The organism is Streptococcus sp. CP1998 (assembly GCF_041026655.1).
In the GTDB taxonomy this organism is placed as follows: Bacteria; Bacillota; Bacilli; order Lactobacillales; family Streptococcaceae; genus Streptococcus; species Streptococcus dentalis.
Map to the genome: position 1 here is coordinate 1,515,705 of NZ_CP163380.1, position 26,489 is coordinate 1,542,193.

Here is a 26,489-nt window from a genome sequence, read left to right on the forward strand (position 1 = left end):
AGAGCGAGGCCAGGAATTTTCATTCTCCCAGCCTCTTGTACAAACAACAAATGATAATTATGGTTTAACAGACTCTACAGATTTGACTTTACCTTCTTTCAAGCCAATCATAAGAGCTGATTTAACCGGGTTGTGGTTCTTGTCGATTGACATTGTACCAGTCACACCTTCCAAGTCTTTCAACTTCGCAAGGTTATCTTTCAATTCGACAGAGTTCTTAGCACCTTTAGATGCTTCAGCAACCATGTAAACTGAATCATACGCCAAAGCTGCGAACATTGAAGGTTCTTCGTTGTATTTCGCTTTGTATGCTTCTACGAATTTCTTAGCTTTATCAGTCATTTCACCTTCAGTAGAGAATCCAGCTACGTAGTAGATATCAGTAGCTGCAGCAGGTGTTGCTTGTTCAACGAATTTAGCATCGCTAAATCCATCCCCACCAATGATTGGTTGTTTGATTCCCATACCACGCGCTTGGTTTACGATCTTACCAGTTTCAGTGTAGTAACCTGGAAGAACAATCGCATCGAAGTCTTTATCTTTGATTTTTGTAAGAGCAGCTTGGAAGTCTGTATCCTTAGATTGGAATGTTTCTGTTGCTACGATTTCACCTTTGTAAGATTTCTTGAAGGCTTCAGCAATCCCTTTCGCATAGTCAGATGAGTTATCGTAGTAAAGAACGACTTTCTTCGCTTTCAAGTTATCCGTTGTATATTTAGCAATGATTTTTCCTTGGAAACTATCGATGAAGGTTGCACGGAAGAGGTAATCTTGACCTTTTGTCAAATCATCTTGAGTTGCAGATGGTGTAACCAATGGAACACCTGCTTTACCAGCATTGGCAACGGCTGCTGCAGTAGCACCTGAAGTTGCAGGTCCTACAAGAGCGTTCACTTTTGATTGAGTGACAAGGTTTGTAGTGACTGTAGCTGCTTCAGCTGTTTCAGATTTGTTATCTTTATCTGTGACAACAATCTTCTTACCGTCAGCTCCACCCTTAGCGTTAATTTCATCAACGGCCAATTGAGCACCTTTTTGTTCAGCACTACCGTAGGCTGCTACTTCACCAGTTTTTTCAAAGTTAAAACCGACTTTTAGTTCCTTGCCGATTTCGTTACCAGTTGTGTTTGAACCTGAAGTAGAAACTTCACCACAAGCAGCAAGAAGAGCGACACTTGCAATGGTTAAAAATGAAAGAGCAAATTTTTTCTTCATTAGTAATGATCTCCTTAAATGAATCTTAAAATAAATACATTAAGAATATACCGAATTATCTGACAATTGTCAATAAAAAAAGCGCAATCCATCAAATGATTGCGTTTTCTAACCTTCTGTGACCAAAGATGGGATCTCCAATCGTTGCAAACTCCCCACAAAATCTGTATCTAAATCTTTAAGATGGCAAGGCAAGACCTTTTTGACATAACGTTCTTTCTTTAAGTCTTCCATGACTTGATCGGCCTTGTCACTGTCCACATACAATTGGACATAACGGCATTTCTTAGAATGGTACAAAACATCTCCGACAGATTGTAATTTTTTCCCGTCTCGATTGTAATACAATTTAACAATTAAGCCTGTTCTTTCTTGTTTCTCAAACATAGTCAATCCCTTTCTCGTTCTGTTACTAGTATATCAAATTTCAAGAAAAAGAACTACTCTTTTATGAGAGCAAAAAAGAGAGTGGGACAGAAATCGGTAATTCGTTAGAATTCGATTTCGTCGTCCCACCTCCGCACAGTTGAGTAGGGCTGTAAAAGCTGATGAAATCAGCGTAGTAGAGCCCACTCAACCACTGCGTTTTGCTCGACAATCCAAAAATAATTGAGAGGCTAGGACTTTTGTCCCAGCCTCTTGACGGACCTTCCCACAGGATGGTTTAGCCCAATTTATTATTGGCCATGATTTCATCAATAAAGCCATATTCAAGTGTTTCTTGTGCGCTCATCCAATTGTCACGCTCCGCATCAGCATGCACTTTTTTAATAGATTGACCTGAATTTTCCGCAAGGATTTTTTCCAAGTTATTCCGTGTTTTGAGCAAGTGTTCTGCTGCAATCGCCATATCGGTTTGTTGGGTACCACCACCAGTACCACCCATTGGTTGGTGAATCATATACTCGGCGTTTGGCAACATGAAGCGTTTGCCCTTCGCACCGCTTGAAGCGATAATAGTTCCCATAGAAGCAGCCATCCCCATAACAATGGTTTGGACATCTGACTTGATAAAGTTCATAGTATCTACAATGGCAAGACCTGCTGAGACAGAGCCCCCTGGGGTATTGATATACATATAGATATCTTTTGTATTATCTTGGGCATCCAAGAAGAGCAATTGAGCGATAATGGAGTTAGCCATTTGGTCCTCAACTGGTCCTGTTACCATGATAATTCGATCTTTCAACAGACGGGAATAAATATCGTAAGAACGTTCTCCACGACTGGTTTGTTCAATAACTACTGGAATCATCTATTCTTCTCCTTTAGTATCCATTCATTCTCACAATTCGTGAGGTTCAAAGTATATGTGCTATTATAAACCAATGGTCAAAAAAGGTCAAATCTTAAGCACCTTTCGGACGAATCATGAATGGTTTCTTATTTGGTACCGAATAAACGGTCACCTGCATCCCCAAGACCAGGAACAATATAGCCATGTTCATTCAAATGATCATCGAGGGCTGCTGTAAAGATATCAACATCTGGGTGAGCTTCTTGAAGAGCTTTCACCCCTTCTGGCGCTGATACCAAGCAGACAAATTTGATATGGCTAGCACCACGTTTTTTCAAGGAATCAATCGCCAGAATAGCGGATCCACCCGTAGCAAGCATAGGGTCTACTACAAAGATACGACGTTGATCAATATCTTCTGGCAATTTCACCAAGTATTCAACTGGTTTCAAGGTTTCTTCATCACGGTACATCCCGATATGGCCAACCTTAGCAGCTGGTACCAAACTCAAGAGACCATCAACCATCCCAATCCCTGCACGAAGAATTGGGACAATAGCCAATTTCTTACCCGCGATTTGTTTTTGAACGGTTTTGGTAATAGGAGTTTCAATTTCAACATCCTCAAGAGGCAATTCACGCAACACTTCGTAGCCCATCAACATAGCAATCTCATCTACCAATTCACGAAAGGCCTTCGTAGAGGTATCTGTACGACGAAGAATAGATAATTTGTGTTGAATCAGTGGATGTGTAATAACTTCTAGTTTTCCCATTTTTGAGATCCTTCTTTCTAAGCTGTTATTATTCAAAAAAGAGCTATGATAAAAGTGGAGTCAAGCTCTACTCTTTCTTTCAGTCCCTCTTTAATACTCACAGCACATGGAAATCTTCATTTCCAACTTTACATTCGTCTTATTATACCAAATTTTACAAAAAAAAGAGAGCCCTTACACTTAATTTTTTAAGTTCGGACTCACTCTTTCTATCAATCAATTATAACCATTCTTTGTATTTCTTAATATAGATACGTTTGACAACCGTCACACTCAGCATATAGAGGACGATAATCGCAAACAATAGAACAAAGTACAATCCATTTAGTTGGCTCAACTTCAAGATAGAAGCCAAAGGACTATATGGAAGGGAGGTTACAAAGAAGGCCGCTGCTAGAGTCGTCACCACGACTGAGAAGGCTGGACGACTTTGGATAAATGGCAGTTTTGGTGAACGCAACATATGGATAACCATGGTTTGAGACCACATAGATTCGATAAACCATCCAGTTTGGAACACCATGATAAAGGCTGCTGCATCTGCTGCTCCATGGTTGTAGCCATGACCTAAAATCATAGGAACAACAAGGAAGTAAAGAAGCATGTAGGTAATAATATCAAATACTGATGAAATTGGACCGATCCAGGCCATAAAACGCATGATAGAGTTTGCTTCCCAGATACGAGGTTTCTTGAGGAATTCCTTGTCGACATTGTCAAAAGGAAGGGCGATACAAGAAAGATCATAGATAAGATTGAGCACAATTAAATGAACAGGAGCCATCGGAAGGAAAGGCAAAAAGATGCTGGCAAAGAGAAGAGAAAAGATGTTCCCGAAGTTAGAAGAGACCGTCATCTTGATGTACTTGGTCATATTGGCATAGACCTTGCGGCCTTCAACCAAACCTTTTTCAAGGACCATCAAGTCCTTATCTAGAAGGATGACATCTGCCGTTTCTTTGGCAATATCAACAGCTGTATCCACGGAGATCCCAACGTCTGAGACCTTCATAGATGGAGCATCGTTAATCCCATCTCCCATGTAACCAACCTTGTGGCCATTGTTCTTGAGGCTGAGGATGATCCGCGCTTTTTGATCTGGTGATAATTTGGCAAAGACCGTTGTTGTTTCCACAACTTGTGCTAACTCTTGGTCAGTCATCGTATCGATTTCGCTTCCCAAAAGAATCCGCTCGACATCTAGTCCTACTTTTTCACAGACAGCTTGGGTGACCTTTTCATTGTCCCCAGTTAAGATCTTGGTGGTTACGCCATATTCTGCAAGAGCTTTGATAGCGGGAGCTGCAGAAGGTTTTGGTGGATCAAGAAAGGCAAGGTAACCGGTTAGGATCATGTCTCGTTCATCTTCAACACTAAAGATGTCATTTTCGTCCAAGTCAGTTTTGTAGCTGACTCCCAAAACACGAAGACCTTGTTCATTTAATTGAGCAACTTCAGCGAGGACCTCTTGACGGACTTCATCTGTCAGTCGTTTAATCTCTCCCTTGTACTCAACATAAGTCGATACAGAAAGCATTTCTTCCAAGGCACCCTTGGTCACCATGCTGACCACACCGTCTTCGTCTTTGACAATGACACTCATGCGACGACGTTCAAAATCAAAGGGCAATTCATCAATCTTATGGAAGGTTTGATCCAGATCGCGAACAATCTCATGTTTCTTGGCTTCTTTCTGGGTTCGATTGATAATCGCCCGGTCCATCAAATTTTTTAGCCCGGTTTGGAAATAGGAATTCAAGTAAGCCCGACGAAGAACTGATAGATCCAATTCGCCATGGATATCAAGCGGATACTCCAAAACGATTTCATCTTGGGTCAAGGTACCTGTCTTATCTGTACACAAAATATCAATAGCCCCAAGGTCTTGGATGGCATTGAGTTTTTTGATAACGACTTTTTCCTTGGCCATGATGATGGAGCCCTTAGCTAGACTCGCGGTAATAATCATCGGCAACATTTCAGGAGTCAAACCAACCCCAACGCTGAGGGCAAAGACACCCGCTTCTAACCAGTCACCATCTGTGAGGCCATTGATCACAAAGACAACGGGCACCATCACTAACATGAGCCGAATCAAGAGCCAAGAGATGGTATTCATTTCTCTCTCAAATGAGGTTGGTTCGTCATAGGTGTTGATGGTTTGCTCAATAGCTCCCATCATGGTTTCATCCCCCACGACCAAGACCAAAGCTGTCGCCCGTCCGGAGATGACATTGGTTCCCATAAAGGCCAAGCTCTCACTCTCCAAGAGACTCTCTAGATTTTGACTGTCGGCTTTTCTGAGACAAACCTTTTCAACAGCATCACTTTCCCCTGTGAGACCAGATTGTTGGACAAAGAAGTCACGGGAATCGATCAAGACCACATCAGCTGGAATCATATCGCCGGCACTCAGTTTGATCACATCTCCTGCGACGATTTCATCGATCGGAATTTCTTGTTCTGATCCATCACGAAGAACGGTCGCTGTATTGACAATCATACGTGATAAGTTGCTAGCTGCTTTGTCGCTCCGCAATTCTTGAATGAAGCGGATACCACCAGAGATCAAGACCAAGGTCACAATGATGATGGAGGTCGTTGGATCCTGTTCACCTGGTTTTGCTAGCCAGACATTAGTGATGAAGGAAACCAGCGCAATGACCAACAAAATCACCGTAAAAGGATTGATAATCGATTCATAGATCTTTTTGATCATGGAATCTTCTTGACCTTTTGTGATGACATTTTCGCCATAAATATCGCGGTTTTCTTCTACTTGATCGTCAACTAGACCAAGGGCACTGGTTTTGTAGGTGGCAAAGGTGCTTTCAAGTGGTTCTTGAAGAGCAGCAATGAGTCTTTCTTTATTTGTTTGCATTGGTATCTCCTTTTTCAATCAGGAGCCAATCACTTTTGGAGTCCCTATGACACAAATCAGCGATTGGCTGGTTCGGTGCGGTTCGGGATGATCGTCGATTTGTATCATAGCTCTCTCCTTTCTCTCTTCTTGGTAAGGCATAAAAAAGAGTCCTACCCTCGATCGGTAGGACTCATGAAACTCGTCATTTATTTTTCAATCAAAACTCTCAAAAAACTGACCGTCCAAGCTTTAGCTCCACAAGGCAATGAAATGAGCTTAGTCTTGACCTTTGCGATCAGGACTGTTGACCAACGAGTAGTGTCTCCACTGCTTTGCGGTAGTCATCCGTATCCTTGTGGTAGCCTCACCTACCGTATTTCGAGTTTATTGTACTCCTTCACTTACAGAAAGTCAACACTTATTTGTGAAAAGTTTCCACCAAGCGTTTGGTGATTTCTTCAATGAGGGTGAAGGGAGCTGCCACATTGAGGCGGGCATGCAAGTTTCCTTCTTTTCCAAAATCTGTTCCACGGTTCAAAATCAATTTGGCTTGGTCATGAATTTTAGCATGCAGCTCATCATCGGTATAAGGATAGGCTGAAAAGTCCAACCAAAGAAGATAGGTGCCTTGGGGTTTCATGACACGAATTTTGGTCTTTTCATGCAATTCATCTACCACATAGTCGATGTGTTTTTCAAAGACTTGCTTGAGATCTGTCAACCAAGGTTTACCATGGCGATAAGCCGCTTCTGTTGCAATATAGCCCAAGCCTGAGATTTCATGTTGGTTATTGGCCAATTGCCGTTGTTTAAAAGCCGTACGAAGCTTTGGATTTTCAATGACCACATAGGAATTTTTTGTTCCTGCAATATTGAAAGTCTTAGTTGCACTGGTTAAGATCAAGCTGAAATCTTTAAAGCTTGGATCAACCGTATTAAAGCTGGTATGACGGTGGCCAAACAAGGCCAAATCTTGGTGGATCTCATCTGAAACGAGAAGGACACCATGTTTTTGACAGAGGCGGCCGATTTTTTCCAAGACTTCACGATCCCATACACGGCCTCCAGGATTGTGCGGATTACACAAAACATAGAGTTTCACCTTTTGCTCCACAATGTCTTTTTCCAGCTGATCAAAATCAATTTGGAAAAGACCATCCTTTTCAACTAATGAATTTTCGATCAATTTTCGACGATTGAGTTTGACACTTCTGGCAAATGGAGGATAGACCGGTGTATTGATTAAGACAGCATCCCCTTCCTTAGTAAAGGCTTGAATAGCTGTTGAAATAGCCGGAACAACGCCTTCGATAAAGACGACAGCTTCCTTGTCAAAGGAATAGCCATGTTCTTCTTTTTCCCAATCAAGGATAGACTGGTAGAGGCTATCCGATGCATAGGTGTAGCCGTAGACCATTTGGTCTGCATAGCCGATCACCGCTTCTCGTACTTCTGGAATGACATTAAAATCCATGTCCGCGATCCAAGCTGGAATGATTTCTGGATCTGTCTCTGTTTCTTTCCACTTGTAGGTATGGTGGGGCAAGCGATTCGGTAAAGTCGTGAAATCATATTTGGTCATCTTAAGCCTCCAATGCTTGTTTCAAATCTTCAATCAAATCATCTGCATCTTCGATTCCGATGGACAAACGAAGAAGATCATCTGTCAAACCGTATGAATGGCGAACTTCTGCAGGAATGTCCGCATGAGTCTGAGTGGTAGGATAAGTGATCAAGCTTTCAACTCCGCCAAGGCTTTCTGCAAAGGTAAAGACTTGAAGGGAATTCAACAAGTTAGGAATTTTTTTCTCATCTTGAATTTTAAAGGAGACCATTCCACCTTTTCCAGTGTAGAGGACTTCTTTGACCTGAGGGGAGGTTTTCAAAAACTCTACCACCTTGCGAGCATTCTCTGTGGAGCGCTCCATCCGAATAGAAAGCGTCTTGAGACCACGGATCAAGAGATAGCTGTCAAATGGTGAAAGAACAGCACCTGTCGTGTTCAAATTGTAAAAGAGTTTGTCATACAAGTCTGCATCATTTGTCACGACAACACCAGCCAAGACATCGTTGTGACCAGCTAGGTACTTGGTTGCTGAATGAAGAACAATATCCGCTCCCTCTTCAATCGGACGTTGATAGATCGGGCTATAGAAGGTATTGTCCACCACGACTTTGGCACCTTTTGCATGGGCCAATTTGGCTAAACGAGCAATATCAAATTCCAACATCAATGGATTGGTTGGTGTTTCAATATAGAGGACATCCACCGGATCATGATCTAGATGGTGGATCAGTTCTTCTTCTGTATTGGCATAGGTGAAAGAGAAACGACCTTCTTGCTCTTGTTGGTTAAACCAGCGGAAAGAACCGCCATAAAGGTCACGAACGGCTAAGACTTTTGAACCAACTGGGAAAATGCTAAAAGCAAGCACAATAGCTGACATTCCAGAGCTTGTCGCCAAAGCATAGTCTGCACTTTCGATAGCTGCCAAAGTCTTCTCAGCTGTTGCGCGTGTTGGATTTTTCGTACGGGTATAGTCAAAACCTGTAGACTGACCAAATTCTGGGTGTTGGTAAGTCGTAGAGAAATGCAAAGGAGTCGTCAAAGCTCCTGTTGCTTTATCCGACTTGATTCCTGCCTGTGCCAAAATCGTATTGATATTGCGTTTTTTACTCATATTGCCCTCCGATAAACATTCAATCTAACTGATTACTATTTTATCACTATTATGAGGAGAGCGGTTTTCCCATTTTCAAGACCTAGCTATAGTTTCAAACTATAAGAAAAGGCTGGGCACTTTTTACCCAGCCTTTGATTTATTTAATCCGGAATTTTTGTCTGAGACGTGCAGCTTGACCTCCGATAAAGCGGTCAAAATACCGTAGCCATAATCCTAAGGCTCCATAAATAGCAACTCCTAATCCGCCAATGACGATGATATAAATCATGCTCGATACACGGCCATTTGGTGGGAAAATCCAGCCCAAAATCAAACCGGCGATCAAGACTCCAAGTAGCATCACCACAGTCAGGATAGAACCAAGTAAGGTCCGCTTGAAGACGATGGTTCGATTAAACTGAGTGATAGTTTGGATCTCCCGATACATGAGGACGATTGGCACCATTAATGCAATGGTCGTTGACAAAAGTGGCCCGTAAGAACGAAAGACCAAAATAAATGGAATTTGTAGGACCAATTTCACCACTACACCATAAAGGAAGTAGCGAATGGCCTTGCGATTTTGAAAGAGGGCTTGAATCATCGGAGACAAAACTGTGTAAAGACCGAGAATTACGGTCTGCAACATCGCTACGGTGAAGAGTCCTAAGGCCAAGCCATCTGGTTGCCCATAGAAAACCGTATAAAGTGGTTTTGCGACTGCTACTGCACCAAAGGTGGCTGGAAGCAAGAAAGCTAGCAACATGGTCAAGTTATCCTGTACGAGCTTCCCAGCTGCTTTTAGGTCCCCCTTCACATAATTCTCTGTCAACAGAGGAATCCCAACTCCCCCAATCGAAGTCGCTACCGCAATCAAGATCATGGTGATTTTGTTTGGATTAGCAGAGAAATAACTAAACATGACCAAGAGCTGCTTTTGACTATAGTCTGTGAACCAAGACATGACATTGATAAAGGTCATCTGGTCAACAATTTGGAAGAGCTGAATGGCGGAACCAGTGATAATAAAAGGAATGGCCTCACGAATCGTATCGATCAAGAGAGCCCGAGTATCAATCCCTTCACTTCCCTCTTGCTTTCTAAAAATAGAAGAGAGCAAGCCTGTCTTTGCAAGGTAATAAAAGAGCACCAACAGGCTCGCTCCCATACCGATAAAGGCCGCAAAGGTCGACTGCGTCACAGCCTGCACATAGTCTCCTGAGCCAATCTTCATAATGAAGAAGGTCGTGAGCAACATCCAGATGACCCGGATCACTTGTTCAGCGATCTGGCTAATGGCGTAAGGCTTCATGTTGTTAAAACCTTGGAAAAATCCCCGAATGACACTCATCGAAGGAAAGATCAAGACAGCCCAAGAAAGGCTCTGCATGATCGGAATCAACTCTTTTCCCCCACCTGAAAGACTCGCAAAAACAGGAGACAAAAGATACATGAGGATGGCAAATCCTAGGCCTAAAATTCCCATGAATTTTAAGAAGCCCCGAATCAAAGCAAAGCTATGGTCGGCTTGGTCCCGGGTATTGTATTTGGCTACTTGCTTGGCAACAGCTACGGGTACCCCGGCTGTCGAAATCAAGAGAAACCAAGCATAGATATTGTAACCCATTGTAAAAAGACCATTGGCTTGTGGCCCATATTTTCCCATCCAAATATACCAAGGAATAATATACGCAGCCCCTAGCAAACGGCTGATAAAATTGCTGGCTGTCATCCAGGCAGTCCCGCGTAGCATCTGGGCTTGCTGGTCATTTTGTTCGTGACTCATTGGTGTCCTCTTTCGTTTCTTCTTCTCTTCATTATAAACTTTTCCATGACACTTGTAAAATAGGGACTTTAGGTTTACAATAGTTTTATGATTACAATTGAACAAACCCTCAACATTTTAAAACATGACCAAAATTTCCGAGAAGTTCTAGTAAATGGTGAATACTACTACCATCTAGAAGGAACAAGTTTTGATGCCATTAGCTATGATAGCCGTAAGGTTTCTGCTAGTACCCTCTTTTTTGTTAAAGGGGCGAGTTTCAAAAAAGAATACCTGGAACAGGCTATTTCTAATGGACTCGGCTTTTATGTCTCTGAAAAAGATTATGAAGTTGGTATTCCTGCCATTCTCGTCAATGATATCAAGCAGGCCATGAGCTTAATTGCTATGGAGTTTTATGGGCACCCTGAGAAACAATTAAAACTATTGGCCTTCACAGGGACTAAGGGAAAGACAACAGCGGCCTATTTTGCTTACCATATTTTGGAACAAAGTCATCGACCAGCTATGCTGTCGACCATGAATACTACACTGGATGGTAAAAACTTCTTTAAATCGACCCTGACAACGCCAGAGAGCTTGGATCTTTTTGCCATGATGGCTGAGGCAGTAGCCAATGATCGGACCCACCTTATTATGGAAGTTTCCAGTCAAGCTTATCTAGTGAAACGGGTTTACGGTCTGACCTTTGACGTTGGTGTTTTTCTCAACATCAGTCCTGACCATATTGGACCGATTGAACACCCAACTTTTGAGGATTATTTCTACCACAAACGTCTCCTCATGAAGAATAGCCAAGCCGTTGTCATCAATAGCGATATGGATCATTTCCAAGTTTTAGCGGATCAAGTCGCGAATCAAGACCACGATTTTTATGGTAGCCAGTCTGAGAATCAAATTGAAAACTCTAAGGCCTTCAGCTTCTCAGCCACTGGTAAATTAGCTGGAAACTATGATATCCAACTGATTGGTCACTTCAACCAAGAAAACGCTGTAGCAGCAGGTCTTGCCTGTCTTCTTCTAGGTGCGAGCCTCGAGGATATCCAAAAAGGGATTGCTAAGACGCGCGTTCCTGGCCGAATGGAAGTCTTGACTCAGAAAAATGGAGCCAAGGTTTTCATCGACTACGCCCATAATGGAGATAGCTTGAAAAAACTGCTCTCAGTTGTCGAAACCCATCAAACGGGGACCATTTCACTGGTCCTTGGATCAACTGGGAATAAAGGAGAGAGCCGTCGCAAAGACTTTGGCTTACTCTTAGAAGACCATCCTGAAATCCAAGTCTTCCTCACAGCGGATGATCCCAACTATGAAGATCCCTTGGCTATCGCTGAAGAGATTAGCAGCTTCATCACGCGATCTGTCGAAAAAATCGCAGATCGCGAACAAGCTATTCAGCTGGCTATGGCAACAACCAGCAAGCCTGAAGATGCCGTCATTATCGCCGGAAAAGGAGCTGACTGCTACCAAATCGTCAATGGCGTAAAAGAAGAATATCCAGGTGATGCCGCCATCGCTGAACGTTACCTATAATCAAACGAAAGAAGGCTAGAAAAATTCCTAGCCTTTATTTTTTTATAAAAATGAATCGTTCTTTATCAAATTCGACAGCTAACTCATACTTTCCATCTTCATTTTGAATGATGTAGCCCAATAAAACTAAACTATCGACAAAGATGTCCTTGCGCTTTTGCTGGACTACTTCTTTTTTGAGGAACTTGAGCAAAAAGCTAGTCATATACTTAAGAGCATACTCGGGATTGACATCTCCCAAGATGGCATAGAGCTTTTCTTGCTCCTCTGTCAAAGGGTATTGGTGTTTCACCTTGTAGAAGTAATTGGAAAGGGTCTGTGCATTTCGCTCGAAGTCCGTCTCCTCTATGAGAATCGCTTCGTTGGTAGTATTGCGGAGTTCTGTTTGGAAGACCTTTGCTTTTAATTCTTGATAAAATGCACTGTCCTCTCGGACAAAGACCTCTTGATCCAGGTCCACTCGATCAGCTGACTCCAAGAAGGGCAGGTTGAGGGTGTAGCGTTTATTTTCTCGAAGGATGAAGCCCGCTTTGATATACTCCTCCATCAGCTTATCCACTGGTTGATCTGGAAATTGGGCCTTGATTTGCCGCAGGATCACATCGTCGTGCTGATCCAAAAAGTTGATCAAGTCCTTGAAAAATGGCTGACGTGTCAAACGTGTGGGATTAATGATTGTAATCATCCAAATACCTTTCTTTAAACTGTAGCTGTGATGATTGGGCTAACTGACTCGGGTTGGTCCCGGGATGATCTAAAGGAACAGCTAGACCAAGCTCCTTGTAGTAATCAAGCCAGAACGGACTAATCTCCTCTTCCTCATCTCCAAACTTCATGGGAATGGTTTCAAAAATAGGAAGTAGTTCAGCGATGAACTGGGAACAATAGAAACCATCCCCATCTGGGTAAAAGGAAGCATTGTAGGGAGCCCCTAAAAGACTCTCTGCTCGCTTTTTGATCTCTGTACAATCAATCTCGGCATAGCGATAAAGGTCATAGACTTTCCCGTGTTCAAAGAATTCCTCAGGAGACTGAGCAAGGATACCACCTTCTACCGTGGCATGATAGATCTGTCCGTCCAAAAGGATGCCCACATGGCTATAGTGACCAGTAGATTCCTGGACGGCCTGTCCTATATCCGAATCATCTTTTACAAAAATCAAATCGCCATTTTCTAACATACTTCTCTCCTAGCAAAAAAGGAGCCGAAACTCCTTTTTAACGATGGGCTTTCCCATCTATGATTATGCATTAAAGCTTTCAGTCAATTGTGGTACCACTTGTTTCTTACGTGAAACAGCACCTGGAAGGAAGGCATGGTTGTTTTCAAGTTTGAAGTTGAAAGCTGCTTCTACCTTATCCATATTAGCACCAAGCGCAAGAATTTCTGAGTTTGAGTTGACAATATCAGTAATCATCAAAACGAAGTCAGAGTAGCCGTTAGTCGCATTGGCGACTTGGATAGTCGCTTCGATTTCAGCTTGGCGTTCCAAGACTTCAGCAATATCAACTGTATTCACTTGAGCCACACGGACGTTGTTTCCGTTCAATTCAAAAGTCTTAGCATCGATGTCAATCAACTCTTCTGCTGATTTGCTTGCCAAGTTGGTACCAGCTTTGAGCATGGCAAGACCGTATTCTTCCAAATTAACACCAGCTAATTCAGCCAATTCAGGTGCAATCACCTTATCAGATGGGTGGGTTGTTGGAGATTTCAAAAGAAGGGTATCTGAAATCAAACCTGAAAGCATCAAACCTGCGATTTCTTTTGGCACTGCTACACCATGTTCTTTGAACATGCGGTAAACGATAGAAGATGCTGATCCAACTGGTTCCAAACGCATGTAAAGTGGGCTGGCAGTTTCAAAGTTAGCCACACGGTGGTGATCCACTACACCATATACTTCTACTTCAGCGATATCTGAGACAGATTGTTGGAATTCATTGTGGTCCGTCAAGATGACTTGTTCTGCACCTTCTGCTTTAGCTGATGTGATAACGCGTGGTGCTTCCACACCAAAATAGTCCAACACGAAAGCTGTTTCTTCATTTGGAGTTCCAAGAGCCACTGCTTCTGTATCCAAACCATAAGCTTCTTTTGCAAGATAAGCAAAAGCTACAGATGAGCCAATAGCATCTGAGTCAGGATTTTGGTGACCAAAAACGAGAATTTTTGACATGTTTCTACCTCTTTATTTCATTTATAGATTCACTCTATTTTAGCACGTTTTGCCATTTAAAGAAAGGGAATAGTTGTGCATTTCAATAGAAAAGACAGCTGGAAGGCCCAACTGTCTATACTTTTTATCCTTTGACCCGTTTCAGGTAATCTTGGTAACTTTCTGTTTCCATCAAATCTTTTGCATTTTGGACCCGTTCTTTTGTCGGTGGTTTCACACCCTCCAATTTGTACGGAATTCCCAATTCACGCCATTTGAATTCCCCCATAGTATGGTAGGGCAGAATTTCAAATTTATCAACATTTTTAAGGGTTTTAACAAATTTTCCAAGTTCGATCAAATCATCATCTCGGTCTGTAAGCCCAGGCACCAAAACGTGACGAATCCAAACTGGTTTTCCAATATCAGATAGGTACTTGGCACAAGCTAAAATCGTTTTATTGGTATGGCTGGTCACAATTTTGTGTCGTTCATCATTGATTTCCTTGATATCCAGAAGCACCAAGTCTGTCACCGCCATCAAGCGGTCGAATTTTTCCAAATAACGAGGTGTATTCCGGAAAGGAAGGGCACAGGTATCCAAGGTACAATGAATGCCCAACTCTTGAGCCTTGGTGAAGAGGGCAATCAAAAAGTCAATCTGCAAGAGGGCTTCTCCTCCACTGACAGTGATTCCCCCTTTTTCGCCCCAAAATCCACGATAACGGAGGGCTTCTTCTAGGACATCATCCACGGTCCGTTCACGGGACTTGTTGGTTTCCATTGCCCAAGTATCTGGATTGTGGCAGTATTGGCACCGCATTTGACAGCCTTGAAGGAAGACAATAAAGCGGATCCCAGGCCCGTCTACTGCCCCAAAACTTTCTGTTGAGTGTACCATTCCTGTTACTTTTCCATAGTCAACTGTTTCATTTTCCATTGAGGAACCTCTTCTCTTGAAAACGTTTTATGATTTTATTATAACACGATTCCATCTATTTTAAAGAGTTTAAGCTTCTTTTTGAAAAGAATCTGTTTTTTTCAGTAGTTTTCATTGTCCTAGTACAGTTTCCAATATGGGACTATCTGTCCTGTATTATGGAAAAAAATTTACGGCCTTGATGTCATTAAGGGGCTTATCCAGATAAGATTTCTTGCTCCATGAGAACACTCTATCGTTTAGCTGATATTAGTGTTTTCGACAAGATGGACCTTCCTTGGAGAAGAAAACGAAGGCCAAATAGGCAGAAAGAAACGCGTGTAAAACAAGCTTTTCATAGAGAGTTACGTGAGAAAGCAGATATTTATCCCGATTTTTAGAAAGAATTCGGTCATCTAGAAGGGGTTACAATTGCAGGAGAAAAAGACAAAAGTCTAGTCATTTCTTACTAGAATGCTTTTCAAATGCCATCATCACACAGAAAACCAATGGACGGAAAGCAAATGATTTTGAGGCCTCCACTGATCATTGGTTGTCTAAAGTTCCTAGACACCTCTTTAAGTCGATCACTTTTGATTATGGGAAAAAATTTTCTAATTGGAAGTCTATTTCGAATGCACATGACATTGATATTTCTTTGTGGGTCCAGGATGTCTTGGTCAAAGAGGTCTCCATGAACATTTTAATAGCTTATGGAGACGGAATTACTGAAACAAAGGGAGTTTAGCGAAAACTCCTTTTATTTTATCCTAATACCAATTCATCACTAACCAGGGTTTCACCACTGTTTTGTTGGAAGAGGCGCATTAAATCTTCAACCGTTAGGTTTTTCTTTTCTTCTCCTTTGACGTCGACAACGATCTTGCCTTGGTAGAGCATGATCAAGCGGTTGCCGTATTCAATCGCATGGTTCATATCATGCGTAATCATCAAGGTTGTCAAATCATGGCTTTCCACGATCTTTTGTGTCAATTCCATGACCATTTCACTAGTCTTAGGATCGAGCGCTGCGGTATGTTCATCCAGAAGCAAGAGTTTCGGTTTGACCAAGGCTGCCATGACCAAGGTCAAGGCTTGACGTTGCCCACCAGACAAATATTGGGTATCCACCTTGAGACGGTTTTCTAAACCGATATTCAGTTCCTTCAAGGCTTCACGGAATAATTCGCGATCTTTCTCCCGAACTCCCCAGCTCAAACCACGAGATTTCCCCCGACGTTGGGCAATGGCCATATTTTCTTCAATGGTCAAACGTGAAGCTGTCCCCATTTTAGGATCTTGGAAGACACGCGCAATATCTTTCGCACGCTTACGAACACTCGTATTTTTGATAGAGTTACCTTCTAGCAAGATATCTCCTTCATCTACGACCAGATTTCCTGCCAAGATGTTCATCAAGGTTGATTTCCCAGCTCCATTTCCACCGATGACCGAAATGAAGTCCCCTTCTTCTACTTGGAGATCCAAGCCTTTTAAGACATGGTTTTCATTGACTGTTCCTGCTTCAAATGTCTTATGAATACCTTCAATTGATAATAATGTTGCCATACTTTTCTCCTACTTATTTCCTAACTTCAATCCACGAACACGAAGACGTTTTTGCGCCTCAGGAGCGAACAAGACAATCGCGAGCAAGATCGCATTGAAGAGACGAACCATATTTTGATCGAGATTTGGGATCTCGTAAATATTTAAGATAATCAAACGGTAAACAATGGCTCCAACCCCGATGGAAAGCAAGCGCCAACCAATGGTCAATTCGTGGATCAAAACTTCAGCGATAATCACAGCACTCAAACCAACTACGATCGTCCCTGTACCAGAAGTCACATCTGAGAAACCATCATTTTGTGCAAACATGGCTCCACAAAGGGCAATCAAACCATTGGAAATCATGTAGCCCAACATCTTCATGTTATCTACATTGACCCCATTGGCCTCACTCATTGGAATGTTATCACCAGTCGAGCGCAAAACCAAGCCAAGTTGCGTCTTCATTAAGAGGGTCAATAAGATACAGACGATGATCAAGCAAGAAATACTAATCAAAAAGACAGCTTCTTCATTGGACAAGCCCAATTTCATGACACTTTTGAAAATGGTACTGGCATCGCCAATAGAGAGATTGGGTACTCCCCCCATGATTTTAATATTGATAGAGTAGAGACCGGTCAAAGTGACAATCCCTGTCAAAAGGGCTGGAATTTTCATTTTTGTATGGAGAATCCCAGAAACCAATCCTGCTATCATCCCTGCCAGGAAGCCCAACAAGGTTGCAAGCCAAGGGTTTCTTCCTGCTTGAATTTGGGAGGCTACAACTGCTGCACCAAGTGGAAAGGCTCCTTCTGCCGTCATGTCGGCAATATCTAAAATTCGAAATGTTAAGTAAACACCGATCGCCATGATCGACCACAATAAACCTTCTGATAAACTTGATAAAACGAAATTCATCTCAAACCTCCTATTTTTCTACCTTCAACGAGCTAATATCAATTCCAAGCTCTTTAGCCATCTCTTTATTGGTATGCAATTCTAATTTTTCAGGTGTTTCAACTGCAACTTTGCCAGGTTTATCACCCTTCATGATGCGAATGGCCATCCGAGCAGCTTGTCTTCCCAATTCCTCATAATCGGTACCAAAGTTGTACAAGCCACCAGTAGCCACCATCCCAGCAGACCCACCAAAAACTGGCACCTTATGGCTGAGGGAAACCTGTTTTACAGTGTCCATTGTAGAAGAAATGATGTTATCCGTCGGAACAAAGACGATATCTGCTTCTGACATGATACTGTCTGCTGCAGCCTTCACATTGTTACTATCGAGGATGGTTTTTTCAACCACTTGATAGCCTTTAGCTTCAAGGATCTTCTTCGCATTGACTTTTTGGACGACTGAGTTAGGCTCACTTTGCGTATAGAGGATCCCAACTGTTTTCGCCGTTGGAAGCACTTGCTTAATCATGTCTACCTGGGTAGAGATCGCATCGTCTGACTGGTCACTTGTCCCTGTGATATTGCCACCAGGCTCTTTCAAGTTTTTCACCAATTTCGCTGCCAATGGGTCGGTCACAGCCGAGAAGACAACCGGCGTTGTTTTCGTCGTATTAGCCAAGCTTTGAGCAGAAGGGGTTGCAATCGCAAAGACTAGATCACTTTCTTCCGCCAATTGTTTGGAAATGTTTTTCAGATTTCGTTGCTCCCCTTGAGCATTTTGGAAATCAATCTGGATATTTTTCCCATCCACATAGCCCTCTTTCTTCAACTCTTCGATAAAGCCTTTTCGTGTTGCATCGAGCGACTTATGGGTGATGTACTGGGAAATCCCAATCCGAAAGACATTGTCCTTTTTAGCATCCTTCAGATGGTGTAAGGTCACCAATGAGGTTAACAGAAGTCCTACAACCAGGACAGGTGCTAGTAATTTCTTCACTACTTTCATTTTTTGACTCCTTTTCTGCAAATAAATAAAAAATCCGCTTAGATCATTCTCTAAACGGATGCTTGAAATTCTCCAACAAGATACAAAAACCTCGGTCCATTTAGATACTAGCTCTATGGACCATCATCAAAAATCTTAGCCACATAGATACAAACAAATTGCTTGAGTTGTTTGCATCCATGAGATCATGTCTACAAACACTATCTAAAGTAGCTAAAGTAAAATTTTTGAGTTGAAATGGCTTGTTGCTTCATGTTTATTTTCTGCTTTCTTTATTTATGGGTATTATCTTACCTTAATTTTTTTTGGCTGTCAAGACTATTTCAGAAATTTTTAAAATTTTTTGAAAATTCAACTAGCCCTGACAAGAAAAAAAAGAGGCTGGAACACGTCCAAACCTCTATTTTCTAATCTTCTTTTGATTTGCTTTCTTCATCTTCTTCGACGATTTCAGAAATTTCAACTTTTACCTTGGTCACACGACCATTTTTCACCTTGTCATTAGTCAAGATCAAGTGTTTCTTTTGACTATCGACTTCACAGCTGAGTCGCTCTTTCAAGGTTGGAATTCGCCCAACCTCTGTCAGGTAATAGCCTGCAATGGTATCCACATCATCGCTTTCCAACTCAACGTCAAAATATTCGTTAAAGTCATTTAGAGACATGGCTCCTTGTACGACATAGGTATTGTCCGCAATTTCAAAGACATCAATTTCCGCTTTGTCAGTCTCATCGTCAATTTCACCGACGATTTCTTCCAACAAGTCTTCAAGAGTAACCAAGCCAGACATCCCACCGTATTCATCGAGTAGAATGGCCATTTGATTTTGCGTATTGCGCAATTCCTTCAAAAGATCATCCACAAAAATGGTTTCTGGAACAAACAAAGGTTCTTGTAAAATCTTTCTTAAGACAATATTATCAAAGCCATTGATAAATCCTTCGTTCAAGAGACGTTTGGTATGGATGAGCCCGATGACATTGTCCTTGTCATCATCATAGACAGGAATCCGTGAAAAGTTTTGCTTGAGGATACTTTCAATAATTTCTTTGGTATCATCATTGATATCAACCATGAAGGCATCTGTCCGAGGCACCATGACTTCACGCGCTACCATTTCATCTAATGAAAAGATCCCTTGGAGCATCTCAATCTCGTCAGCATCAAGTGTTGCTTCACTATTGGTCAGCATATACTCGATTTCATCCCGCGTCATCTTTTCATCCGCATCATCGAATTCCATTGGCGTGATACGGCTCAAAAGATTGGTCGACGCTGAAAGCAACCAAACAAAGGGACTGACAATTTTTCCTAATAGAATGACAATCGGAGCTGTTCGAACCGCTAATTCATCTTTTAAGTTCATAGCAATTCGTTTCGGATAGAGTTCGCCAAACACGATCGAAATATAAGTCAAAAATGCTAGAGATAAAAAGCTTCCAGCTGCAAGAGCTGTTTTAGTGTTGCCCATCCATCTAGCAATGACATGACCAAGGCTATCTGCAAGACTCGCCCCAGATAAAATAGTAATCAAGGTGATCCCCACCTGAATGGTAGATAAGAAATGGTTGGGTTGTTCCAATACGCTAAGAAGACGAATGTATTTTTTATCTCCTTCTTCAGCTTTTTGCTCAACACGAGAGCGATTCAACGATACCATTGACATTTCAGTTGCCGAGAAAAAGGCATTCAACAATGTCAAAACAATCAATAAAATAAATTCCAGTAAAATTTCCTGACTGCCAGGGTCTTCCATGGATAATTTCCTCCAGTATATAATATTGTATATTATACCACAAAATATGAGAGCCTGCATTCTTATATATCAATTTCTTTTTTTCCCATCAAAAAATCAGGAACAGGTCCTGATTTTAGTGTTCTGCACTGGTAAAATCATAAAAGAATGCGTTGAGTTTTTCGACTAGCCCAAGTAATGAGAGACTACTTGTACAGATAAAGGTTTTTCTCTTTAATTTCGGTATCATAAAGTTAGCTACCACAACATCTGCGTCCGAATTCTCGATATCATCCACTGTTAGATTATACTTGATCATCTGCGTAAATTCAAAGTTATCCGTACAGTAAAAATTAAGAAAATCGATCATGGATTTGGCATGGTGATCATCAAAACGACTAATAATTAAGACCTTAATGGATTTCCGACGGCGCAATAACTGCGGTAAGAGACGCTCCCAGTGAGTGTAAACCGTATATATCATGTGCTTGAGAATCTCTTCATTTAGATCATGCTTCATGGTCTTCATATAGATGATTAAATAGTTTCTCAAATCATCATAAAAGGCTGGGAAGATGCTCTTGAAATCTTCGTTGGTATTGGTCTTGATATCAAATAAGAGGAACTCGGAGAATAATTCTTTCCGACCGAGATGTGACGTATTATGGACATGCATCAACATCTCATCTAGATTTTCAATATCTAAATCATAGGTATAACATAGCTCCCTGAACATGTCTTTAATGAGAGTTGTCGATTTTTTTGCATAAGAGTCTGTTGCTGCAGCTTCAATCAGGCTTTCAGGGCTGAAATAGAAATTCTCTTGAATAAAGATAATGAAGAACTGCTCCAGCACTTTTCCATTCAACTCGACACCCAGCTGCAAGCTAAAGTAGCGCAACATCTCCTCGACATTGGTCACCCCTTGATACTGGTCCTTATACACATCATAGTTCGTTGGCATGTCAATAAAATAGCCCTGCTTAATACGTGATAAGTAGACTGTCAAAAGAACTTTATAAGACCTGAGGACAGAGAAAGTCAATGGATAGCCATAGAGTTTGAAGAAGAAGGTGATCAAGTCGGTCACAGCCTCTTCCTTAAATTCTGGGAAAGGCCATTCCATATAGTAATAACGCTCTGCAAAATATTGGGCATAAAAGAAACGAACGTCAATCTCATCTCCGACAAGGTTCAAGGGTTTCAAATCAATCTTTATATTGTATTTGGTTTGAAGCTTCTGATTAATCGTCCGAATCAAGCGGTAGAAAGATTGGTGACTCAGATCAAACTTCCTGCAAATATATTCATTGGAAACATCCTTGTGGAAAAAGAGATATTCAATCAATGCGAATGCTTGTGATTCTTTAAAAAAGTGATGGTAAATTACCTCAAGCCCAACCGAATCCTCATAACTAAGTTTGATTCCATTGGTAGATGATTCAATTATAAAGTCATCAAAAGTGCTACGAAGATTAGACAAATCTTCTTTTAACGAACGTTCTGTACAATCCAAACGCTTGGCCAACTCTTTCAAGTGGAACCATCTTTTTTCCTTAATCAAGATTTCTAATAATTGCAATTGGCGTCTCTGTTTTTTGGATAAGAGCAGTCTCATCTTTTCCTACCTAATTTCATATTTTAATTCAAAATCTCTTATATTTTAACATATTTTATTGAGCTTGTTGACTATTTTTCAAAAAATATACAAAAAAGACTCCAAGGCCCTTATAGGCACTAGAGTCTAGGATTTATTAATGATTCCAAATTCTTCTTTTTTCTTCTGTTCCTTAGCAACACGGTGGTTATCATAAAGATTCACCAAGAATTTTACAATTTCTTTTCCAATCGAATAGACTGGAATCGCGACAACCATCCCGATAATTCCATAGATATTACTTGAGAGCAATAAGAGAACCATAATGGTAATCGGGTGAACCTTCATCACGCCTCCAACGATACGCGGATAAAGAATATTCCCATCGATCTGCTGGATAATCAACATGTAAATGACTGCTTTGATCATCATATCCACATCTGTGAAGGCATAGGTGATGATCATCGGAATCAAACCAATGGTTGGTCCTACATATGGAATGAGATTGGCCAATCCAGAAAAAATGGCAAAGACCAAAGCGTACTTCAATCCAATAAAACTATAGCCAATGTAGGCTAGGGTCCCAATGATCAAGGCATCGATCGAAATCCCACTAATATAGCGCGAGACGGTTTCATTCAAACTAACCAAGAGGCTTGAGATGTGGAGTTTGTCATTGCGTAAAATGGTCCGCTCCAACATCGGCAATAACTTCTTCCCATCAATCAAGAAATAAACCAAGAAGATCGGTGTCATGATCAAGATAAAGACCGTATTGACAATGGTGTTAACCACACTGCCTAAACTGTTAGTCACACTATTCAAGAGATTTTGAAGGATATCCATATAAGAAAGATTCAACTGCTGAATCGTCGATTGGATATTCACATTCTGGAACAAAGGATTGGTTGAGAGTTTTCGAACCAAACTCTGAACTTCCCAGTAAAGTCCTTGAGTCGAATTGATCAAGCTGGTTAACTGATTGATTAAGATAGGAAGCAGATAAAAGATCCCTAAGCCAATGAGCCCAAATAACAGTACTAAGGTGATCAAAATCCCAAACACACGCTTGATTTTTAAGTGTTTTTCCAACAATTCAACAATCGGATTGGTAATGTAATATAAAAAACCTGCAATTAAAAATGGTAAGAGGATGGTATTCAGAACAGATACAAATGGAGAAATTAAAGTCCCCATTGATTTCCAAATATAGAAAATCACCGTCAATAATAAGATCTCACATGTCCAGAATAACAATTTACTATTTCGAAACATTCCTTACCTCCTGTTTTCTATTCTACCATATTTTATGATAGAATAAAGGGGATTTTAATCAAAAGGATGAAGATATGAATAATTTGATTGAACTACAAGACGTCAATTTGATCCGCAATGGAAAAGCCCTTTTAAAAGAGATTAACTGGCAAGTAAAAGAAAATGAATGTTGGGCGATTTTAGGCTTAAATGGAGCAGGAAAATCGACCCTCCTCAAACTGCTCATGTCTGAATACTGGGCTAGTTCTGGCCAGGTAACGGTCCTTGGAACTCGCTTTGGAGAAGGAGGAATTCCTGAGTTGCGGAAGCGTATTGGAATCGTAAGCTCTTTTATTTCAGAAAGACTGCCAGAGCATCTTTTGGCAGAACAAATTGTCCTAACCGGTCACTACAAGAGTAGTATTTTATATGCTGCATACGGAGAGGAAGAACTAAATTGGGCACGGGATATGCTGACTTCAATTGGGGCTAGCTCTTTGATCGGCCGCAAATACCGAGAGCTCTCCCAGGGAGAAAAGCAGACCGTTCTCATTGCACGAAGCCTCATGGACCAGCCAGATCTGATCATTTTTGACGAAGCCTCTAGTGGATTGGATCTCTTTGCCAGAGAAAAACTCCTCCGTCAGATCCATCATATCAAACAACTGGATCACGCGCCTACCATGATTTACGTCACCCACCATGCCGAGGAAATTACAACAGACATGACCCATGTCCTCTTACTCAAACATGGCCAAGTGGTCGAGCAAGGACCAAAGGAAAACATCCTAACTCCCCATGTCCTTAGCCAATTTTATGAAGCACCAGTATCCCTTATTGATCTTGGTGACGAGCGACTCTTTGTCAAACCAGAAATCGCACACTGAAAAGAAAGTGAATAAAGCAAAAAGTGCTAAGATGAGAATCTTAGCACTTCGAGAGTATAGACTAACAGTTCTTCTTTACAAATCTAATAAATTCTATAAAAATAAAAAAATTTATTCGTTAGAATTATTCAATCATCTACTGAAACTTTCCGCCGTGAGAAAAGTACCTGAAACTTAATAGTTTCAGGCGCTCGGAATTATTGAGACCTTAGGCTCAATAATTAGTCATGGAACTTCGTAGAAGTTCGCTGATGTCCGTACTCACTTAAGGAAAGTTTTTAAGATAACTTTGTCCTCAATCTGAAAAGTGTTAAGATATCCATCTTAGCACTTTTACTTTTATCGATTTCGTGCATACTCGATCAAATCGTATGGAAGCGTATTGGCACTTTCTCTTAGGGAATAGCTTTCTAATTCATTGACATTTTGTCGCATACGGCGTGCTTGCTTGGCGGTAATCAGGTGTTGCGCTTCATATTCAAAAATAATCTTACGCTCCAAATAATAACCTCTCAACATTTCATCGATATTATTTGGTTTCACGCGATTAATAACCCGCTCCACAAAGGCCCCACTGGTAATAATAGCTGTCTCTCTCAGACGAGATTCTTGTAGGAAAGAAATCAAACTGCTCCGATAAATCCCCTTGAGGTCTTCCAAACTTTCAATGATGATTTCTGTATTGGCCAAATAGAGGGCCGCAATCTGGTCATAATCAATGGCCTCTAACTTGCTGTCCTCTCGGGTCCACCAGTTTCGCAAGCCAGACCCAAAAGTTAAGATCTCATGAACTAATAAACGCAAAAGGCGGAAAGACACCAAGAGGTAATAGGTTAGACGAGACGAAAGATTGCGATTGACACGTTGCTCCATATTGCGAAGATAGCGTTGGTAGACGCGGTAGCCCCGCTCTCGAATCTTCCCTTCTTCATAAGCCTGTTCCAAGCCGTCACTTTCAATACTCAAAATCAGGAGCTTCAACTGTTCCCAGTCCTTTTGAATGAGCCTGTTTTCTTGGCCCAGAATCAAGTTTTCTATGCGACCATGGTAGTTATCAATCGCCGCATACAAGGGTCCCTTGTGCTTGCTATTCTTTAGGTCTGCTTCTAATTCCATGACGACATCATTTAAAATCGCAATCTGCATCAGGTAGTCATTGGTTTCTTCCTTGTCTTCTGATAATTTTGGAAGTACCACTAAGCCAGCAATAAAGCTGACAAGGGTAACTCCTGCCACTAAAAAGAGTAGGATAGGGTATTCTTTTTCGATCTTGGTTGGAATCAAAAGAATCGTCGCAATCGAAACCGTTCCCTTCACACCCGAAAAGGTCAGCAATAAGGCATCTTTTAGATAATTTCTCAACGATTTTTTTAATCGAACAGTTCGGTACCAATAAAAGAGGTAAACCATGACAAAACGAATCAAAAAGAGCAAGGCTGTCAACAAAAAGACAGAAAGAACTAAAAGCAGATTATTGTAAATGGGACTACTTAAGATGGGCTTGGAAATCATTTCCAATTCCATTCCTAAGATGACAAAGACCGACCCATTTAAGATAAAGTTGACCGTATTCCAGACAGTATGACTCACAGTATCTACCCGCGCTTCAAGGAGGGTAATGTGCTTAAAGCGACTGGCTTTTAGGATTCCTGACACAACTACTGCAATGATACCAGAGACATGGAGTTCTTCTGCTAAGAAGAAGGTCAACAAAGGGAGACTCAGTTCTAATAACAATTCACTAGCAATATCACTGGCGCGAACACTCAAGAGCAAGGTTTGCAGCCACCGGTTCACAAAGGCCGTCAAGATCCCCACCGCAAATCCTCCAATAATGGAGATTCCTAAGGAAATCCCTGCCTCTCCAAGAGAGAAACTCCCGGTCGCAAGAGCTGCCAAGGCCACTCGAAAGGCGACTAGACCAGAGGCATCATTTAGTAATCCTTCGCCTTTTAAGATATTCGAAACCCGCTTTGGAAAGCTAAAGCGCTCAGACAGGGAAGCAAAGGCTACTAAGTCGGTAGGCCCAAGGGTCGCCCCAACTGCCATACAGGTCGCTAATGGAAGGCTCAGCCACAAGGAGTGAGATGCCCAGCCCAAACTAATGGTGGAGATAAAAATCACTGGGAAAATCAAATAGAGGATGACCCGCCAGTGCTTTAAGACGGAAGTAATATCTGCTTCTTCTGCTTCTCGAAATAAGAGAGGACCAATGACCAAGGCCAGAAAAAGCTCGGTATCCAGATGAAAATTTTCTTCTGGCACAAAGAGGGCCCAACCAATCCCTAGTAAAATTTGAATCAAGGGCAGAGGAAGGCTCGGCACAAGTTTATTCGTGGCATTTGAGATGATCAAAATCATCGAAAAGATCACTGCATAAAGGAGTAGTTCCATATCACTCCCT

At 41.5% G+C, this 26,489-nt stretch carries 21 protein-coding genes and 1 riboswitch; of the genes, 2 read left to right on the forward strand and 19 right to left on the reverse strand.

Annotated features, from left to right (window positions below; genetic code table 11):
* Positions 1-57: 57 nt before the first annotated feature.
* The 8 genes from AB4X21_RS07740 to AB4X21_RS07775 form a co-directional block, all read right to left on the reverse strand.
* Positions 58-1,215, reverse strand: a complete 1,158-nt coding sequence (locus AB4X21_RS07740) for an ABC transporter substrate-binding protein (RefSeq protein WP_342986367.1) — start codon at positions 1,213-1,215, stop codon at positions 58-60.
* Positions 1,216-1,323: 108 nt separating this feature from the next.
* Positions 1,324-1,602 (reverse strand): DUF2129 domain-containing protein, encoded by a 279-nt coding sequence (locus AB4X21_RS07745; protein ID WP_151378658.1) that lies wholly within the window; start codon positions 1,600-1,602, stop codon positions 1,324-1,326.
* A 277-nt stretch (positions 1,603-1,879) separates the two neighbouring features.
* On the reverse strand, positions 1,880-2,470 hold the full coding sequence (locus AB4X21_RS07750) for an ATP-dependent Clp protease proteolytic subunit (RefSeq protein ID WP_155126695.1): 591 nt from the start codon (positions 2,468-2,470) through the stop codon (positions 1,880-1,882).
* Positions 2,471-2,598: 128 nt separating this feature from the next.
* Positions 2,599-3,228 (reverse strand): uracil phosphoribosyltransferase, encoded by a 630-nt coding sequence (gene upp / locus AB4X21_RS07755; protein ID WP_003005574.1) that lies wholly within the window; start codon positions 3,226-3,228, stop codon positions 2,599-2,601.
* Between the two features lie 220 nt (positions 3,229-3,448).
* Entirely contained in the window at positions 3,449-6,109 is a 2,661-nt protein-coding gene (gene mgtA, locus AB4X21_RS07760) for a magnesium-translocating P-type ATPase (protein ID WP_151378660.1), read from the reverse strand.
* A gap of 207 nt (positions 6,110-6,316) precedes the next feature.
* A riboswitch (M-box (ykoK) riboswitch) is annotated at positions 6,317-6,474 on the reverse strand.
* 35 nt (positions 6,475-6,509) lie between these two features.
* Complete coding sequence (locus tag AB4X21_RS07765; RefSeq protein WP_369087763.1) at positions 6,510-7,673, reverse strand: MalY/PatB family protein; 1,164 nt, start codon at positions 7,671-7,673, stop codon at positions 6,510-6,512.
* A 1-nt stretch (position 7,674) separates the two neighbouring features.
* A complete protein-coding gene (locus AB4X21_RS07770) occupies positions 7,675-8,772 on the reverse strand; it encodes a cystathionine gamma-synthase (RefSeq protein WP_155126689.1) in 1,098 nt (365 codons plus the stop codon).
* 139 nt (positions 8,773-8,911) lie between these two features.
* Entirely contained in the window at positions 8,912-10,540 is a 1,629-nt protein-coding gene (locus AB4X21_RS07775; RefSeq protein WP_320911250.1) for a polysaccharide biosynthesis protein, read from the reverse strand.
* A gap of 87 nt (positions 10,541-10,627) precedes the next feature.
* Here AB4X21_RS07775 and AB4X21_RS07780 point away from each other — a divergent pair, with 87 nt between their 5' ends.
* On the forward strand, positions 10,628-12,073 hold the full coding sequence (locus AB4X21_RS07780; protein ID WP_369087764.1) for a UDP-N-acetylmuramoyl-L-alanyl-D-glutamate--L-lysine ligase: 1,446 nt from the start codon (positions 10,628-10,630) through the stop codon (positions 12,071-12,073).
* Between the two features lie 34 nt (positions 12,074-12,107).
* Here AB4X21_RS07780 and AB4X21_RS07785 read toward each other — a convergent pair whose 3' ends face one another.
* The 10 genes from AB4X21_RS07785 to AB4X21_RS07830 all read right to left on the reverse strand — a co-directional run bounded on the left by AB4X21_RS07785 (position 12,108) and on the right by AB4X21_RS07830 (position 23,219).
* On the reverse strand, positions 12,108-12,758 hold the full coding sequence (locus AB4X21_RS07785) for a DUF1803 domain-containing protein (RefSeq protein ID WP_369087765.1): 651 nt from the start codon (positions 12,756-12,758) through the stop codon (positions 12,108-12,110).
* Positions 12,742-13,254: a YiiX/YebB-like N1pC/P60 family cysteine hydrolase gene (locus tag AB4X21_RS07790; protein ID WP_369087766.1), complete on the reverse strand. Its 513-nt coding sequence runs from the start codon at positions 13,252-13,254 to the stop codon at positions 12,742-12,744. Before AB4X21_RS07790 ends, AB4X21_RS07785 begins: the two co-directional genes overlap by 17 nt.
* A 63-nt stretch (positions 13,255-13,317) precedes the next feature.
* On the reverse strand, positions 13,318-14,253 hold the full coding sequence (locus AB4X21_RS07795) for a manganese-dependent inorganic pyrophosphatase (protein WP_369087767.1): 936 nt from the start codon (positions 14,251-14,253) through the stop codon (positions 13,318-13,320).
* Positions 14,254-14,377: 124 nt separating this feature from the next.
* Positions 14,378-15,172: a pyruvate formate-lyase-activating protein gene (pflA, locus tag AB4X21_RS07800; protein WP_003005017.1), complete on the reverse strand. Its 795-nt coding sequence runs from the start codon at positions 15,170-15,172 to the stop codon at positions 14,378-14,380.
* Between the two features lie 744 nt (positions 15,173-15,916).
* Positions 15,917-16,720 carry an ABC transporter ATP-binding protein gene (locus tag AB4X21_RS07805; protein WP_003005034.1) on the reverse strand — a complete coding sequence of 268 codons (804 nt, stop codon included), beginning with the start codon at positions 16,718-16,720 and terminating at the stop codon, positions 15,917-15,919.
* A 9-nt stretch (positions 16,721-16,729) separates the two neighbouring features.
* Entirely contained in the window at positions 16,730-17,623 is an 894-nt protein-coding gene (locus AB4X21_RS07810; RefSeq protein WP_003005682.1) for an ABC transporter permease, read from the reverse strand.
* 10 nt (positions 17,624-17,633) lie between these two features.
* On the reverse strand, positions 17,634-18,611 hold the full coding sequence (locus tag AB4X21_RS07815) for an ABC transporter substrate-binding protein (protein WP_369087768.1): 978 nt from the start codon (positions 18,609-18,611) through the stop codon (positions 17,634-17,636).
* Between the two features lie 407 nt (positions 18,612-19,018).
* Entirely contained in the window at positions 19,019-20,368 is a 1,350-nt protein-coding gene (locus AB4X21_RS07820; protein WP_369087769.1) for a hemolysin family protein, read from the reverse strand.
* Between the two features lie 115 nt (positions 20,369-20,483).
* Entirely contained in the window at positions 20,484-21,965 is a 1,482-nt protein-coding gene (locus AB4X21_RS07825) for a M protein trans-acting positive regulator PRD domain-containing protein (protein ID WP_003005647.1), read from the reverse strand.
* Between the two features lie 126 nt (positions 21,966-22,091).
* A complete protein-coding gene (locus tag AB4X21_RS07830) occupies positions 22,092-23,219 on the reverse strand; it encodes an AI-2E family transporter (protein WP_061454999.1) in 1,128 nt (375 codons plus the stop codon).
* Positions 23,220-23,293: 74 nt separating this feature from the next.
* Here AB4X21_RS07830 and AB4X21_RS07835 point away from each other — a divergent pair, with 74 nt between their 5' ends.
* Complete coding sequence (locus AB4X21_RS07835) at positions 23,294-24,085, forward strand: ABC transporter ATP-binding protein (protein WP_270299292.1); 792 nt, start codon at positions 23,294-23,296, stop codon at positions 24,083-24,085.
* A gap of 339 nt (positions 24,086-24,424) precedes the next feature.
* Here the strand turns inward: AB4X21_RS07835 and AB4X21_RS07840 are convergent, their stop codons facing one another.
* A complete protein-coding gene (locus AB4X21_RS07840) occupies positions 24,425-26,479 on the reverse strand; it encodes a cation:proton antiporter (protein WP_369087770.1) in 2,055 nt (684 codons plus the stop codon).
* Between the last annotated feature and the right edge of the window lie 10 nt (positions 26,480-26,489).

What these genes read in the sequence shown, in the direction of transcription:
- AB4X21_RS07740 (WP_342986367.1), bottom strand. Translation starts at nt 1,215, where the DNA reads ATGAAGAAAAAATTTGCTCTTTCATTTTTAACCATTGCAAGTGTCGCT.
- AB4X21_RS07745 (WP_151378658.1), bottom strand. Translation starts at nt 1,602, where the DNA reads ATGTTTGAGAAACAAGAAAGAACAGGCTTAATTGTTAAATTGTATTAC.
- AB4X21_RS07750 (WP_155126695.1), bottom strand. Translation starts at nt 2,470, where the DNA reads ATGATTCCAGTAGTTATTGAACAAACCAGTCGTGGAGAACGTTCTTAC.
- upp (WP_003005574.1), bottom strand. Translation starts at nt 3,228, where the DNA reads ATGGGAAAACTAGAAGTTATTACACATCCACTGATTCAACACAAATTA.
- mgtA (WP_151378660.1), bottom strand. Translation starts at nt 6,109, where the DNA reads ATGCAAACAAATAAAGAAAGACTCATTGCTGCTCTTCAAGAACCACTT.
- AB4X21_RS07765 (WP_369087763.1), bottom strand. Translation starts at nt 7,673, where the DNA reads ATGACCAAATATGATTTCACGACTTTACCGAATCGCTTGCCCCACCAT.
- AB4X21_RS07770 (WP_155126689.1), bottom strand. Translation starts at nt 8,772, where the DNA reads ATGAGTAAAAAACGCAATATCAATACGATTTTGGCACAGGCAGGAATC.
- AB4X21_RS07775 (WP_320911250.1), bottom strand. Translation starts at nt 10,540, where the DNA reads ATGAGTCACGAACAAAATGACCAGCAAGCCCAGATGCTACGCGGGACT.
- AB4X21_RS07780 (WP_369087764.1), top strand. Translation starts at nt 10,628, where the DNA reads ATGATTACAATTGAACAAACCCTCAACATTTTAAAACATGACCAAAAT.
- AB4X21_RS07785 (WP_369087765.1), bottom strand. Translation starts at nt 12,758, where the DNA reads ATGATTACAATCATTAATCCCACACGTTTGACACGTCAGCCATTTTTC.
- AB4X21_RS07790 (WP_369087766.1), bottom strand. Translation starts at nt 13,254, where the DNA reads ATGTTAGAAAATGGCGATTTGATTTTTGTAAAAGATGATTCGGATATA.
- AB4X21_RS07795 (WP_369087767.1), bottom strand. Translation starts at nt 14,253, where the DNA reads ATGTCAAAAATTCTCGTTTTTGGTCACCAAAATCCTGACTCAGATGCT.
- pflA (WP_003005017.1), bottom strand. Translation starts at nt 15,172, where the DNA reads ATGGAAAATGAAACAGTTGACTATGGAAAAGTAACAGGAATGGTACAC.
- AB4X21_RS07805 (WP_003005034.1), bottom strand. Translation starts at nt 16,720, where the DNA reads ATGGCAACATTATTATCAATTGAAGGTATTCATAAGACATTTGAAGCA.
- AB4X21_RS07810 (WP_003005682.1), bottom strand. Translation starts at nt 17,623, where the DNA reads ATGAATTTCGTTTTATCAAGTTTATCAGAAGGTTTATTGTGGTCGATC.
- AB4X21_RS07815 (WP_369087768.1), bottom strand. Translation starts at nt 18,611, where the DNA reads ATGAAAGTAGTGAAGAAATTACTAGCACCTGTCCTGGTTGTAGGACTT.
- AB4X21_RS07820 (WP_369087769.1), bottom strand. Translation starts at nt 20,368, where the DNA reads ATGGAAGACCCTGGCAGTCAGGAAATTTTACTGGAATTTATTTTATTG.
- AB4X21_RS07825 (WP_003005647.1), bottom strand. Translation starts at nt 21,965, where the DNA reads ATGAGACTGCTCTTATCCAAAAAACAGAGACGCCAATTGCAATTATTA.
- AB4X21_RS07830 (WP_061454999.1), bottom strand. Translation starts at nt 23,219, where the DNA reads ATGTTTCGAAATAGTAAATTGTTATTCTGGACATGTGAGATCTTATTA.
- AB4X21_RS07835 (WP_270299292.1), top strand. Translation starts at nt 23,294, where the DNA reads ATGAATAATTTGATTGAACTACAAGACGTCAATTTGATCCGCAATGGA.
- AB4X21_RS07840 (WP_369087770.1), bottom strand. Translation starts at nt 26,479, where the DNA reads ATGGAACTACTCCTTTATGCAGTGATCTTTTCGATGATTTTGATCATC.